This is a genomic window from Micromonospora sp. CNZ303, from assembly GCF_004345505.1.
Map to the genome: position 1 here is coordinate 1 of NZ_SLVT01000011.1, position 13,687 is coordinate 13,687.

Annotated in this window: 8 protein-coding genes and 1 pseudogene; 7 read left to right on the forward strand and 2 right to left on the reverse strand. The window is 73.9% G+C overall.

The annotated features are described in order from the left end of the window. Positions 1-1,257: 1,257 nt before the first annotated feature. Positions 1,258-2,979: pseudogene (locus EV374_RS18215) on the reverse strand (beta-N-acetylhexosaminidase); the annotation flags it as partial. A 372-nt stretch (positions 2,980-3,351) separates the two neighbouring features. On the opposite strand from EV374_RS18215, the gene ppdK reads away from it, so the two are divergent. Then, the gene (gene ppdK / locus EV374_RS18220) at positions 3,352-6,084 is read left to right on the forward strand and encodes a pyruvate, phosphate dikinase (protein WP_132236930.1); all 2,733 of its coding nucleotides are present in this window, start codon (positions 3,352-3,354) and stop codon (positions 6,082-6,084) included. A 148-nt stretch (positions 6,085-6,232) separates the two neighbouring features. Here ppdK and EV374_RS18225 read toward each other — a convergent pair whose 3' ends face one another. Continuing rightward, positions 6,233-6,718: a roadblock/LC7 domain-containing protein gene (locus EV374_RS18225; protein ID WP_132236932.1), complete on the reverse strand. Its 486-nt coding sequence runs from the start codon at positions 6,716-6,718 to the stop codon at positions 6,233-6,235. A gap of 193 nt (positions 6,719-6,911) precedes the next feature. On the opposite strand from EV374_RS18225, the gene EV374_RS18230 reads away from it, so the two are divergent. The 6 genes from EV374_RS18230 (at position 6,912) to EV374_RS18255 (ending at position 13,682) form a co-directional block, all read left to right on the forward strand. Then, entirely contained in the window at positions 6,912-7,265 is a 354-nt protein-coding gene (locus EV374_RS18230; RefSeq protein ID WP_132236934.1) for a VOC family protein, read from the forward strand. Further along, a complete protein-coding gene (locus tag EV374_RS18235; protein ID WP_132236936.1) occupies positions 7,255-8,562 on the forward strand; it encodes a deoxyguanosinetriphosphate triphosphohydrolase in 1,308 nt (435 codons plus the stop codon). Before EV374_RS18230 ends, EV374_RS18235 begins: the two co-directional genes overlap by 11 nt. A 10-nt stretch (positions 8,563-8,572) precedes the next feature. Continuing rightward, positions 8,573-9,409, forward strand: coding sequence for a siderophore-interacting protein (locus tag EV374_RS18240; RefSeq protein ID WP_132236938.1), 837 nt, complete (start codon positions 8,573-8,575; stop codon positions 9,407-9,409). Between the two features lie 78 nt (positions 9,410-9,487). Beyond that, positions 9,488-11,116, forward strand: coding sequence for a BCCT family transporter (locus EV374_RS18245; protein ID WP_132236940.1), 1,629 nt, complete (start codon positions 9,488-9,490; stop codon positions 11,114-11,116). A gap of 136 nt (positions 11,117-11,252) precedes the next feature. Then, the gene (dnaG, locus tag EV374_RS18250) at positions 11,253-13,145 is read left to right on the forward strand and encodes a DNA primase (protein WP_132237350.1); all 1,893 of its coding nucleotides are present in this window, start codon (positions 11,253-11,255) and stop codon (positions 13,143-13,145) included. Next, positions 13,146-13,682 carry a hypothetical protein gene (locus EV374_RS18255; protein ID WP_132236942.1) on the forward strand — a complete coding sequence of 179 codons (537 nt, stop codon included), beginning with the start codon at positions 13,146-13,148 and terminating at the stop codon, positions 13,680-13,682. Positions 13,683-13,687: the final 5 nt, after the last annotated feature.

Consider the following 13,687-nt stretch of genomic DNA (forward strand, 5'->3'; position numbering starts at 1 on the left):
CGCCGCCGGTGAAGGCGAGCCCGGCAGCGGTCAGAGCGGTCTTACGCAGGATGTCGGTACGCATGATGGCAGCACCTTTCGATCGGGGGTACGCGGACGCGCGGGGGAGCGGCGTGCCGCGAGGGGGGAAGTCAGAACGGATCGCTCCGGCGGTGGGGGGGCCTGCGCGGGCGTCCGGGATGTCTCAACGACCCGGGTCGGCCAGTCATTCCGCCGGCCGGTCGGGCCACCGTGGCGCGGGGGAGCGCCGTGGGTATGCCATGTTCAACGACCCGCACCGGCCCACGATTCCGCCGCCGAGGTGGCGCCGGCCACGGGACGCACCGGATGGTGGCGGACATCCAGGCACGGACCCGGACGCTGCGGAGCGGACAAAACTCCCGCGACTCCGCAGCCCGTTGCAGTCCGCGCGCGTCGGTCGTCGGGTGCAGCATGGGGCGGCGGGCACGCTGTCGAGCTGATGTCGTAGACGACTCATGCTGCCCCGACGGTACGAACCGCGACTCCCGCTGCGCGCAGTCGGCCCGCTTCCCGGCCGATCGGGGACGGACGGCACCGCTGAATCGTCTACGACATCAGCTCGACAGCGCCCGAGGGGCGCATCCGCCTGTCCGCGTGCCTGGGCCCCGCCAACAGAGGAGCACCATGCCCACCGCCCGACTCCTGCCCGCCAGCAATGGGCACCCCGGCAACCGGCGGTACGTGCCCTGAGCGACGCGTCAGGCGGAACCCGCCCGGACCCCGAGATCGAGAGGCATCCGCAACGGCGATGGCGACGGCACCCGTGACCGTCACGGCACCCGTGACCGTCACGGTGACCGCGACAGCGACGGCAGCGGCGACCGCCACCGCCCCGTCCCTGCGCCGGGCACGGCGGGCCACACCCCCGTCGGTGCCCACTCGCGTCCGTCCGCTGGGCTCCTACCGGAGATCTTGGTGAGAAACCGCCCCTCCAGGGGCAGTCTCGTACCAAGATCTCCACCGATGATCCCGTGATCCCGTGATCCCGTGATCCCGTGGACCCGTGGACCCGTGGACCCGGGTGACCGGGTGAGCCAGGTGACCCGGTGACGACCGCGATGGCGGCGGCGACCGCCACCCGGCGGGGGATGGGGGCGTTGGGTGCGGGCGTCAGGCGGACGGGCCTGGCGCGGGGGCCTCCTCGGGGCCGGTCTGGGTAGGGACCGCCGTGTGTGGCGCGGTGGGAGGTGGCTGCTCGGTCTGGGCGGGGATGGTCGTTTGCGGCGCGGTGGGAGCCGGGCGGTCGGTCTGGGTGGGGATCGTCGCCTGCCGCGCGGTGGGAGTTGGCCGCTCGGCGGGCCAGGGGATCTCCGGCGAGCGGTGGAAGGCCATGCCGGCTGCGGCCCAGCGCGGGCCGTGTCCGGCCAGCCGGTCGCGGAACCCGGCCCAGTCGTGCGTCGCGCGGGGCGACCAGCCCAGCTCGGCGATCGCGGGCAGGCGTGGGAAGAGCATGAACTCGACCTCGGCCCGCGAGGTGACCGACTCGGTCCACAGCGGCGCCTCCACGCCCAGCACCGCGTCGGCCGGCACGCCGGCGACGTGGGTGCCGGGATCCCAGTCGTACGCCCGCCGCACGTCGATCAGGCCGGCCCAGTCGTGCCCGATGGGGGTGTCCGGGGCGTACTTCATGTCGAGGTAGGCGTGGTTGCCGGGGGAGAGGACGAGTCGCGCGCCCCGGTGGACGGCGTCCGCCGTGACCGGGTCCTCGCCCTTGGTGCCCCACCACTGGAGCACCCGTCCCTCGGCGTGCGCGACGGGCGCGATCTGGTGCCAGCCCACCACCGTCTTGCCGGTTGCGGCGACGATGCGCTGGGTCCGCTCGACGAAGGCCGCGTACGCGTCGGGACGTACCTTGAACGCCTCGTCGCCCCCGATGTGCAGCCACGGCCCGGGGGTGAGCGCCGCGATCTCGCCCAGCACGTCGGCGACGAACTCGTACGTCCGCTCGTTGGTGGGGTCGACGTAGCTGAAGCCGACCTCGGTGCCGGTGTACGGCGGCGGCACGGTGCCCTCCGGGGCCAACTCGCCGTACGCGGTCAGCGCGGCGTTGGTGTGCCCCGGCAGGTCGATCTCCGGCACGACGGTGACGTGCCGCTCGGCGGCGTAGGCGACGATCCGCCGGTAGTCGTCGCGCGTGTAGTGCCCGCCCGGGCCGCCGCCGACCTCGACCGCCCCGCCGATCTCCGCGAGCCGGGGCCAGGAGTCGATCGCGATCCGCCAGCCCTGGTCGTCGGTGAGGTGCAGGTGCAGGTGGTTGAGCTTGTAGCGGGCCAGGTGGTCGATCACTCGCAGCACGTCCGGTACGCCGAAGAAGTGCCGGGCCACGTCGAGCATCGCCCCCCGGTAGGGGAACCGGGGCCGGTCGGTGATCGAGCCGCCGGGCAGCGCCCAGTGCTCGGCGACCGGCACCGGGCTCTCGATGGCGGCGGGCAGGAGTTGCCGCAGCGTCTGCACGCCGTGGAAGAGCCCGGCCGGGGCGGCGGCCTCGATCCGTACGCCGTCGGGCGTCACGTCGAGCCGGTAGCCCTCCGGGCCGAGGTCGACGGAGGCGGCCAGCGTCAGGGTGATGCCGCCGGTCGGCTCCGGTCGGGTGGCATCGGTCACCGGCAGCGGGTAGCCGGTGGCCGGCCGGAGCAGGGCGGCCAGCTGACCGGCGACGGCGCGGGCGTCGTCGTCGCCGTTCACCCGGATCGCCGCGTCGGGAGTGAGGACGAAGTCGGCGCCCGGGACCGGCGTGACCCGCTCCGGCGCGGGCACGACGTCGCCCAGCCGGACCCGGCCCGGCGTGACGGGCAGGTCGCCGTCGGCGGCCCCGGGCGGCGTGACGGGCAGGTCGTCGGCGGCCCCGGGCGGCGCGACGAGCAGGTCGTCGGCGGTCCGGGTCGCCGCCCGGGCCAGTTCGGCGGCGGCCGGTTCGTGGACCGGCAGGGCGTGGTGGCCGGGCTCCCGCTCGTCCACCCCGGCGGCGCGGGACGGGTCGAGCGGCTCCGGGGCGGCGGTGGGAACGGCTGGCACGGCGTCGGCTCCGAGGGGTGTATTTGCGGCGGTTATGGCAAAGGTGAGGTTCACCGAAAAGCGTGCGGCCAAGGATACGAGGCGGAGCCGGAAATGCGTGATCCTGCGCGTGGAAGCGTTCCCAAAAACCGGTACGAACGCGGATAGTCGGGATAGCTGTGCCTATTGTCACCGAACGGTCCCGGGCCCCTCGATGTTCGCTTAGCCTTCGCCCACCAGCCGGCTCGGCACCGGGATTGCCGGTGGTCCGTCCCGGGGTATGAGAGCGACTGAACCTTCGTTAAGTGTCGGACCGGCGCACGTGGGAGGGCTCTGGTGGCAAAGCAGGAGACGGTGGAACACAAGTACGTGTACGCCTTCGCCGAGGGCAACAAGGATCTCAAGGAACTGCTCGGTGGCAAGGGGGCCAACCTGGCCGAGATGACCAATCTCGGCCTGCCGGTCCCACCGGGCTTCACGATCACCACGGAGGCCTGCAAGGCGTACCTCGCCACCGGGGAGGAGCCGGACGGCCTGGCCGACCAGATCGCCGCGCACCTCGCGTCGCTGGAGCAGGCGATGGGCAAGCGCCTCGGCGACCCGGAGGACCCGCTGCTGGTGTCCGTCCGCTCCGGCGCCAAGTTCTCCATGCCCGGCATGATGGAGACCGTCCTCAACGTCGGCCTCAACGACCGCAGCGTCCAGGGGCTCGCGCGACAGGCCAGCGGCGCGGACGCGCAGACCGCCGGCGGCGCGGACCGGTTCGCCTGGGACTCCTACCGCCGCCTGATCCAGATGTTCGGCAAGACGGTGTGCGAGGTGCCGGGCGAGGAGTTCGAGCACGCGCTCGACGACGCCAAGCGGGCCAAGGGCACCCACGACGACCTCGACCTCGACGCCGACGACCTGCGGGGGCTGGTCGACGCGTACAAGAAGATCTTCTTCAAGCACACCGGCCGGGAGTTCCCGCAGGAGCCGCGCGAGCAGCTCGACCTGGCCATCCGCGCGGTCTTCGAGTCGTGGAACGCCGAGCGCGCGGTGCTCTACCGCCGCCAGGAGCGGATCCCGGCCGACCTGGGCACGGCGGTCAACGTGGTGGCGATGGTCTTCGGCAACCTCGGCCCGGACTCCGGCACCGGCGTCGCGTTCACCCGCGACCCCGCCAGCGGCGCTCAGGGCATCTACGGCGACTACCTGGCCAACGCCCAGGGCGAGGACGTGGTCGCGGGCATCCGCAACACCGTGCCGTTGCAGGAGCTGGAGCGGCTGGACAAGAAGTCCTACGACGAACTGCTCGGCATCATGGCCCGGCTGGAGGGCCACTACAAGGACCTCTGCGACATCGAGTTCACCATCGAGCGCGGCAAGCTCTGGATGCTCCAGACCCGCGTCGGCAAGCGCACCGCCGCCGCGGCGTTCGTCATCGCCGGGCAGCTCGTCGACGAGGGCCTGATCGACCTCGACGAGGCGCTGCACCGGGTCAACGGCGCGCAGCTCGCCCAGCTGATGTTCCCCCGGTTCCGGCTCGACCACGAGTTCCAGCCGGTGGCCAAGGGCATCGGGGCATCGCCCGGCGCGGCGTCGGGCAAGGTGGTCTTCACCTCCGCCCGCGCGGTCGAACTGGCCGCCGAGGGGGAGTCGGTGATCCTGGTCCGGCGCGAGACCAACCCCGACGACCTCAACGGCATGATCGCCGCCCAGGGCATCCTCACCTCGCGCGGCGGCAAGACCAGCCACGCCGCCGTCGTGGCGCGGGGGATGGGCAAGACCTGCGTCTCCGGCGCCGACGAGATCGACGTCAACGTCCCGCAGCGCCGGTTCGTCGTCGGCGGGCAGACCGTCGTCGAGGGCGACATCGTCTCCATCGACGGCACCACCGGCAAGGTCTACCTCGGCGAGGTGCCGGTCATGCCGTCGGAGGTGGTGCAGTACTTCGAGGGCAGCCTCGACCCCGAGCACGTCGACAACGCGCTGGTCCGGGCCGTACACCGGATCATGTCGCACGCTGACGCCAGGCGGCGGCTGGCCGTGCGCACGAACGCCGACACCGGCGCGGACGCCGCCCGGGCCCGGCGCTTCGGCGCGGAGGGCATCGGCCTCTGCCGCACCGAGCACATGTTCCTCGGCGACCGGCGCGAGCTGGTCGAGCGGCTGATCCTGGCCCGCGACAACACCGAGCGGGAGGCCGCGCTGGCCGCGCTGCTCCCGTTGCAGCGCGCCGACTTCGAGGAGATCTTCCGGGAGATGGACGGGATGCCCGTCACCGTCCGGCTGATCGACCCGCCGCTGCACGAGTTCCTGCCCCCGCTGGAGCAGCTCGCGGTCAACGTGGCGGTCGCCCAGGAACGCGGCGAGGACGTGGCACAGGAGGAGGCGCTGCTCGCCGCCGTCCGGCGGATGCACGAGGAGAACCCGATGCTGGGCCTGCGCGGCGTCCGCCTCGGCCTGGTCATCCCCGGACTGTTCGCCATGCAGGTCCGGGCGATCGCGGAGGCCGCGGTCACCGTCACCCGCAGCGGCGCGGTGGCCCGGCCGGAGATCATGGTCCCCCTGGTCGGCGCGGTGCAGGAGCTGGAGACGGTCCGCGCCGAGGCCGAGAAGATCATCGCCGAGGTGGTCGGGGACAGCGGCGTCGAGGTGCTGATCGGCACGATGATCGAGGTGCCCCGGGCGGCGCTGACCGCCGGCCAGATCGCCGAGGCGGCGCAGTTCTTCTCCTTCGGCACCAACGACCTGACCCAGATGGGCTGGGGGTTCTCCCGCGACGACGTCGAGGGCGCGTTCTTCTGGCGCTACCTGGAGCTGGGCATCTTCGGCATCTCGCCGTTCGAGTCGATCGACCGTGACGGCGTGGGCCGGCTGGTGCGCATCGCCGCGGAGGAGGGCCGGGCGGCCCGCCCGGAGCTGAAGCTCGGCGTCTGCGGCGAGCACGGCGGCGACCCGGAGTCGGTGCACTTCTTCCACGAGGTCGGCCTGGACTACGTGTCCTGCTCGCCCTTCCGGGTGCCCGTCGCCCGGTTGGAGGCCGGCCGCGCGGCGGTGGAGACGGACGGCTCCGACAGCCGCTGACGCACGAGGACGACTGACGCACGAGGACGACAGGCCGGCGGCGGACCCGGGGGAGCGGAATCCGCCGCCGCTGCCGTGCGGGCGGCCCGTGCCGGCGCGACCGCACCGTGGGCCGGGAGCCGGTCGCGGACCGGCTCCCGGTGGTTGCTCAGATTGGCGGGCGGCGCCAGGTGTGGGGGGTGACGCGCCGGGGCAGCCTGCCGCCCGAGGTGCGGGCCGAGAGCCGGGCGTGTGCCTCGGGCACGGTCGCCGCCCCGATCAGGCGGCTGGTGTCCAGCACCGAGCCGGTGCGCCGGGCCACCGCCCGCGCGTCGGCGTGCAGCTCGTCCAGGTCGGCGCTGGCGTCGGCGACCAGCGTCAACAGGGCGTTGCGCCCGGCGGGGTAGGTGACGACGGCGCCGGTCGAGGTGCGGACCACCGATTCCCGGAACTCGCCGTGCCGCACGGTGTCGGCCACCCGGTGGCCGAGGCCGAAGCTCGCCGCCGCGAGCGCCGCCAGGTGGGTGGCGTCCGTCGCCGGCAGGTCGCTGGAGATCAGCAGGCCGTCGGTGCCCGCGAGCACCGTGCCCGCCACCTCCGGGCGGCGCCGGCGCAGCTCCGACAGTTCCGTTCCCATCATCGTGTCCGCGTTCACGGGCGTCTCCCCACCGTCGAGCCCTCAGTCTGGTCACGTTCCGCGCTGGGAACGCTACCGGCGGCCATGCCGGACCGCGATCCCGTAACCGTCGGCGATCGGTCGACAACTCTCGACTGTTCGGAGGTTGCGTAGCCGTCGGGCGCGCGCCGGCGGCGCGCCGTTCGCGGCGCGCGGGCGTAACCTGATCGGCATGAGCAGCGCCTGGGAGAGCCTGACCGTCGACGCCCGGGACCCCGCCCGGCTCGCCCGCTGGTGGGCCGAGGCGCTGGGCTACCAGGTGGTCACCGAACAGCCGGACGAGGTGGAGATCCGCCGGTCCGCCGACCGGCTGCCGGGCATCGTCTTCGTGCCGGTCACCGACGACAAGACGACCAAGAACCGGCTGCACATCGACCTGCGTCCCGACGACCGGGAGGCCGAGGTCGAGCGGCTGGTCGACATGGGGGCCCGGCACGTCGACGTGGGGCAGGGCGACAGCGGGTGGACCGTGCTGGCCGATCCGGAGGGCAACGAGTTCTGCGTGCTGCGGCAGCGTGAGGACTGAGCCCCCCGGGCCGGACGACCCGGACGTCGCCCGCTGGGTCGACGAGCCGCCGAAGGACACCGGTCACGGGCGGTCGGCGTACGAGCGGGACCGCGCCCGGGTGCTGCACTCGGCGGCGTTCCGACGGCTGGCCGCGAAGACCCAGGTGCACACGGCCGGCACCGACGACTTCCTGCGTACCCGGCTGACCCACTCGCTGGAGGTCGCGCAGATCGCCCGCGAGATGGGGGCCCGGCTGGGCTGCGACCCGGACGTGGTCGACACCGCGGGGCTCGCCCACGATCTCGGTCACCCGCCGTTCGGGCACAACGGCGAGGACGCGCTGGACGAGCTCGCGGCCGGCTGCGGCGGCTTCGAGGGCAACGCGCAGACGCTGCGGGTGCTGACCCGCCTGGAGGCCAAGGTGGTGGCCCCGGACGGGAGGTCCGCCGGCCTCAACCTGACCCGGGCCTCGCTCGACGCGGTCAGCAAGTACCCGTGGCCCCGCCGCCGGGAGCAGCGCAAGTTCGGGGTGTACGACGACGACCTCCCGCTCTTCGCCTGGCTGCGTACGGGCGGCCCGGGTGACGACCGGCGCTGCCTGGAGGCGCAGGTGATGGACTGGGCCGACGACGTCGCGTACTCGGTGCACGACGTCGAGGACGGCATCCACGGCGGGTACGTGGCGCTGCGTACGCTGCTGCGCGACCCCGACGAGCGGGCCGCGCTCTGCGCCGACGTCGCCGCCACCTACTCCGGCGAGTCCCCGGCCGACCTCGGCGACGTGCTGCTGGAACTGCTCGACGACCCGGTGCTCGCCCCGCTGGCCGGTTACGACGGCAGCCACCGCGCGCAGGCGGCGCTGAAGGCCACCACCAGCGTGCTGACCGGCCGCTTCGTCTCGACGGTGGTGGCGGCCACGCAGGAGCGGTACGGCCCGGGCCCGCACCGCCGCTACGCCGCCGACCTGGTGGTGCCCCGGCGGATCCGGGCGCGGTGCGCGCTGCTCAAGGGCATCGCCCTGCGGTACGTGATGCGTCGCCCCGGCGCGGGGGACCGCTACCGGCGGCAGCGGGAGGTGCTGGCGGAGCTGGTGCACGCCCTGGTCGACCGGGCGCCGGACGGGCTGGATCCCGTCTTCGCCCCGCTCTGGTCGGCCGCGCCGGACGACGCGGCCCGGCTCCGGGTGGTGGTCGACCAGGTGGCCTCGCTGACCGACCCGGCGGCTGTCGCCTGGCACGCGCGGGTGGTGCGCGGTGGGCGCGGGCATCCGCCGACGGGGGAATCGGGGATGGGCAGGCGCGCTAACTTAGGCTAGCCTAACCGGCATGACGGAGCGCCCCATCAAGGTCACCACCGCCCGGGTACTGCGCACCGAGCGGCCCACCCCCCACGTCGTCCGGCTGGTGCTCGGGGGTGAGGAGCTGGCCGGCCTGCCGGTGGGCGAGTTCACCGACCACTACATCAAGATCGTCTTCCCGGCGCCGGGGACGCGGTACCCGATCCCGGCGGATCTCAACGCGCTCCGCCGTGACCTGCCCCGGGAGCAGTGGCCCCGGCTGCGCGCGTACACGGTGCGGGCCTGGGACGCGTCGGCCGGCGAGCTGACCGTCGACATCGTGCACCACGGTGACGTGGGGCTGGGCGGGCCGTGGGCGGCCGCGCTGCGCCCCGGCGACCCGGTGCCCTTCGTCGGCCCCGGCGGGGAGTACGCCCCCAGCCCCGACGCCGACTGGCACCTGCTGGTGGGCGACGAGAGCGCGCTGCCGGCCATCGCCGCCGCCCTGGAGCGGCTGCCCGCCGGCGCCCCGGCCACCGTCTTCGTCGAGGTCGCCGACCCGACCGAGGAGCAGCCGCTGGCCAGCCCGGGCGCGGTGCGCCTGACCTGGCTGCACCGTGGCGACCGCCCGGTCGGGGAGGCCCTGGTCGCGGCCGTCCGCGCCCTGGAGTTCCCGCCCGGTGACGTGCAGGCCTTCGTGCACGGCGAGGCCACCTTCGTCAAGGAGCTGCGCCGCCTGCTCCGCGTCGAGCGCGCCGTTCCCCGCGAGCGGCTCTCCATCTCCGGCTACTGGCGCCGGGGCATGGACGACGAGGGCTGGCGGGCCAGCAAGCCCGACTGGAAGCGGCAGGTGGAGGCCGAGGAGGCCGCCGCCGTCCCGGCCTGACCGCCCGCTACCGGGCAGGTTCGCCCGATATCGCCGTGTGCCGCCCTCCTGCCCAGCAGGATGGGCAGGGGGTGGCGCATGAGCGGGCAGGTACGCGACCAGGCCGTGGGCCGGATCGACCGCACGGTGCTGGCGCTCAGCGTCGGCGGCGTACTGGCCGTGGTGGCGTGGGGCGTGCTGGCCCGGGGCTCCCTGGCCGGCTTCGGCGAGTCCGGCCTGGCCTGGGTCATCGACACCTTCGGCTGGTTCTTCGTGGTGGCCGCCGACGCCTTCCTGGTGCTCTCGGTGATCATCGCGGCGACGAGGTTCGGCCGGATCCGGCTCGGCGCCGACGATGACGAACCGGAGTTCAGCACGCTGGCCTGGGTCGCCATGATGTTCAGCGCCGGCATGGGGATCGGCCTGGTCTTCTTCGCCGTGGCCGAGCCCATCCAGCACTACGCCGCGCCTCCGCCGGCCACCGGCGTCGCACCGCAGACCGGCGCGGCCGGCGCGACGGCGATGCAGTACACCCTCTTCCACTGGACGCTGCACCCCTGGGGGATCTACGCGGTCGTGGCGCTCGCGCTGGCGTACTCGACCTTCCGCAAGGGCCGGGAGAACCGGATCTCGGCGGCCTTCCATCCCGTGCTCGGGGATCGTGCCGACGGCGCGGCCGGGCGCGCGATCGACCTGCTGGCCGTCTTCGCCACCGTGTTCGGCTCGGCGACCAGCCTCGGCCTCGGCGCGCTCCAGGTCGCCGCCGGCCTCGACCTGGTCACCGGGGTCCCGGACACCACCGCGGTGGAGTTGGTGGTGATCGGCGCGCTCACCCTGGCCTTCGTCATCTCCGCCTTCTCCGGGCTGCATCGGGGCATCAAGTGGCTCTCCACCACCAACGTGCTGTTGGCGGTGCTGCTGATGCTCTTCGTCTTCGCGGTCGGGCCGACCATCTACACGCTGGAGGTCCTGCCGGCCTCGGTGGGCGACTACCTGAGCAACCTGGTCTTCATGTCCACCCGCACCGGGGCCTTCTCCGATCCGTCCTGGCTCGGCTCCTGGACGATCTTCTACTGGGCGTGGTGGATCTCCTGGGCGCCCTTCGTGGGCACCTTCATCGCCCGCATCTCCCGGGGCCGCACGGTCCGGCAGTTCGTCGTCGGGGTGCTGCTGGTGCCGAGCGGCGCCAGCGCGGTCTGGTTCGCCGTGATGGGCGGGAGCGGGCTGCGGGCGCAGGCCACCGGAGCCCGGGACCTGGTCGCCGACGTGGGGGCGGGCACCGAGCAGGCTCTCTTCGGCCTGCTGGACGCGCTGCCGCTGGCGACGCTGACCAGCGTGCTGGCCATGGTGCTGATCGCGCTGTACTTCGTCACCAGCGCCGACTCGGCATCCCTGGTGCTCGGCTCGCTGACCTCCCGGGGCGCGCTGCGCCCGCACCGCGTGCTGGTGGTGGTCTGGGGTGTGCTGATCGGCGCGGTCGCCGCCGTACTGCTGCTGGTGGGCGGGTTGGACGCGCTGCAACAGGCGACCATCCTCGTCGCCCTGCCCTTCGTCGTGGTGATGCTCGGCCTGGCCGTCGCGCTGGTCCGGGACATGGCCCGGGACCCGGCGGTCAACCCACCGCCGCGGGTCCGCCGCTCCGGCCTGGCCGCGGCCGTCCGGGCGGCCCGGTCGTACGACGAGGAGGACCCGCCGCCGGTGCGGCGCTACCTGCGGCGCCCGCGCTGACCCGGGTGGCGCCGCACCGGATGGCCCTGGCCCCGCCGGGCGGGGGCGGCCGTCGCGGGCGCGAGCGCCGAGGTGACGGCGGTGGTCGCCACACGCGGCGTCCCCCGGCGGCGCGGCGTCGGTGCGGCAGGGCAGGATGTACGCCGAGGGGGTGGCGGACATGGCTGGGCGGATCCGGGACGAGGACATCGCGCTGGTCCGGGAACGCAGCTCGATCGCCGACGTCATCTCCGAGACGGTGACCCTGCGGTCGGCCGGCGGCGGCAACCTCAAGGGGCTGTGCCCGTTCCACGACGAGAAGAGCCCGTCGTTCAACGTCTCACCCGCCCGCAACGTCTGGTACTGCTTCGGCTGCGGCGCCGGCGGCGACGCGATCAAGTTCCTGATGGACGCCGAGCACCTCAGCTTCGTCGAGTCGGTCGAGCGGCTCGCCGACCGCGCCGGCCTCCAGCTGCGCTACGTCGAGAACGACTCCGCCGCGCCGCGCCCGCGCCCGCAGCAGGGGCAGCGGCAGCGTCTCGTCGCCGCGCACGCCGCCGCCGTGGAGTTCTACCGCGGCCAGCTCACCACCGCCGGCGCGCGTCCGGCCCGGGAGTTCCTGGCCCGGCGCGGCTTCGACCGGGCCGCCGCCGAGCGCTACGGCTGCGGCTTCGCCCCCGACGCCTGGGACCTGCTCACCAAGCACCTGCGCCAGCAGGGCTTCAGCCACGACGAGCTGGTCACCGCCGGGCTGTCCCGCCCGTCGCGCTCCGGCACGCTGATCGACCGGTTCCGCCGCCGCCTGATGTGGCCGATCCGCGACCTGACCGGCGACGTCATCGGCTTCGGCGCCCGCAAGCTCTTCGACGACGACGACGGCCCGAAGTACCTGAACACCCCCGAGACGCCGATCTACAAGAAGTCGCACGTCCTCTACGGGATCGACCAGGCCAAGCGGGAGATCGCCAAGCAGGGCAAGGTGGTGGTGGTCGAGGGCTACACCGACGTGATGGCCTGCCACCTGGCCGGGGTCCCGACGGCCGTGGCGACCTGCGGCACGTCGTTTGGCGGGGACCACATCGGGGTGCTGCGCCGGCTGCTGATGGACACCGACGACGTGGCCGGCGAGATCATCTTCACCTTCGACGGGGACGCCGCCGGCCAGAAGGCGGCCCTGCGCGCCTTCGAGGACGACCAGCGCTTCGTCGGGCGTACCTTCATCGCGGTCAGCCCCGACAACATGGACCCCTGCGACCTGCGCCTGGCCAAGGGCGACCTGGCCGTCCGCGACCTGGTGGCCCGCCGCGAGCCGCTTGTCGACTTCGCGCTGCGGCACGTGATCAACCGCTTCGACCTCGACACCGTCGACGGCCGGGTCGAGGCGATGCGCCGGGCCGCGCCGCTGGTCGCCAAGCTCAAGGACCGGGAGAAGCGCCCGGAGTACGTGCGCAAGCTCGCCGGCGACCTCGGCATGGAGATCGAGCCGGTGCAGCGGGCCGTGCTCGCCGCCGCCTCGGCCGCACCCGGCCGGGACGCCCCGCCCGCGCCCCGGCCCGCCCCGGCCGAGCCGGTCGTCGACAACCCGCAGTCGATGGTCGAGCGGGAGGCGCTGAAGCTCGCCCTCCAGGAGCCGGTGCTGGCCGGGCCGATGTTCGACGCGGTCGAGGCGTCGGAATACCGGCACCCCGTGCACGTGGCGGTGCGGGCGGCCGTCGCGGCGGTCGGCGGGGTCGCCACGGCCACCGGCGGCGCGGTCTGGATCGAGTCGGTCCGCGACGCCTGCGAGGACCTGGCCGCCCGGGCGCTCGTCGGTGAACTGGCGGTGGAGCCGCTGCGCATCGACGGCGAGCCCGACCCGCGCTACGTCTCGATCACCATGGCCCGGTTGCAGTGGGGCTCGGTGACCAGCCGGATCAGGGACCTCAAGTCCCGGATCCAGCGGATCAACCCGGTCAACAACAAGGACGAGTACTTCGCCGCCTTCGGGGAGCTGCTGTCGCTGGAACAGCACGCCCGGGCGTTGCGCGAGCAGGCCGCGGGAGGACTGTAGATGGGACTGTTCCGCCGCAAGCCGAAGCTGCCCGCGGCCCAGCGGCCGCCGCTCGTCGCCGAGGAGCGGGTGCTCGCCTGGGCGGCCGTCGGCGACGGCCCGGGCGACGGGGTCGTCGTGGCCAGCAACCTCGGCCTCTGGCTGCCCGGCCGGGCGGAGAGGCTGGGCTGGCACGACATCCTCAAGGCGGTCTGGTCCGGCCGGCAGCTCACGGTGACCCCGGCCGAGTTGTCCGCCGAGCGCGACGGTTACCTGGTGGTCGCCGACGGCCCGGCCGAGAGCCACCTGCTGCTCGACCCGGGGGAGCTGCCGCACCAGGTGCGGGAGCGGGTCACCCGGTCGGTGGCGTACACGCAGCACCGCCCGGTGCCCGGCGGCGCCGGCCGGGTCGCGGCGCGCCGGGTGCCGGGGGTGGACGGCCTCACGTGGACGGTCCGTCTCGACCCCGGCACCCCGGCCGACGACCCCGAGGTGCTCGCCGAGACCGACCGCCTCGTGGCGGAGGCCCGCGCCGCCACCGCCCCGGCGGACGTCTGACCGGC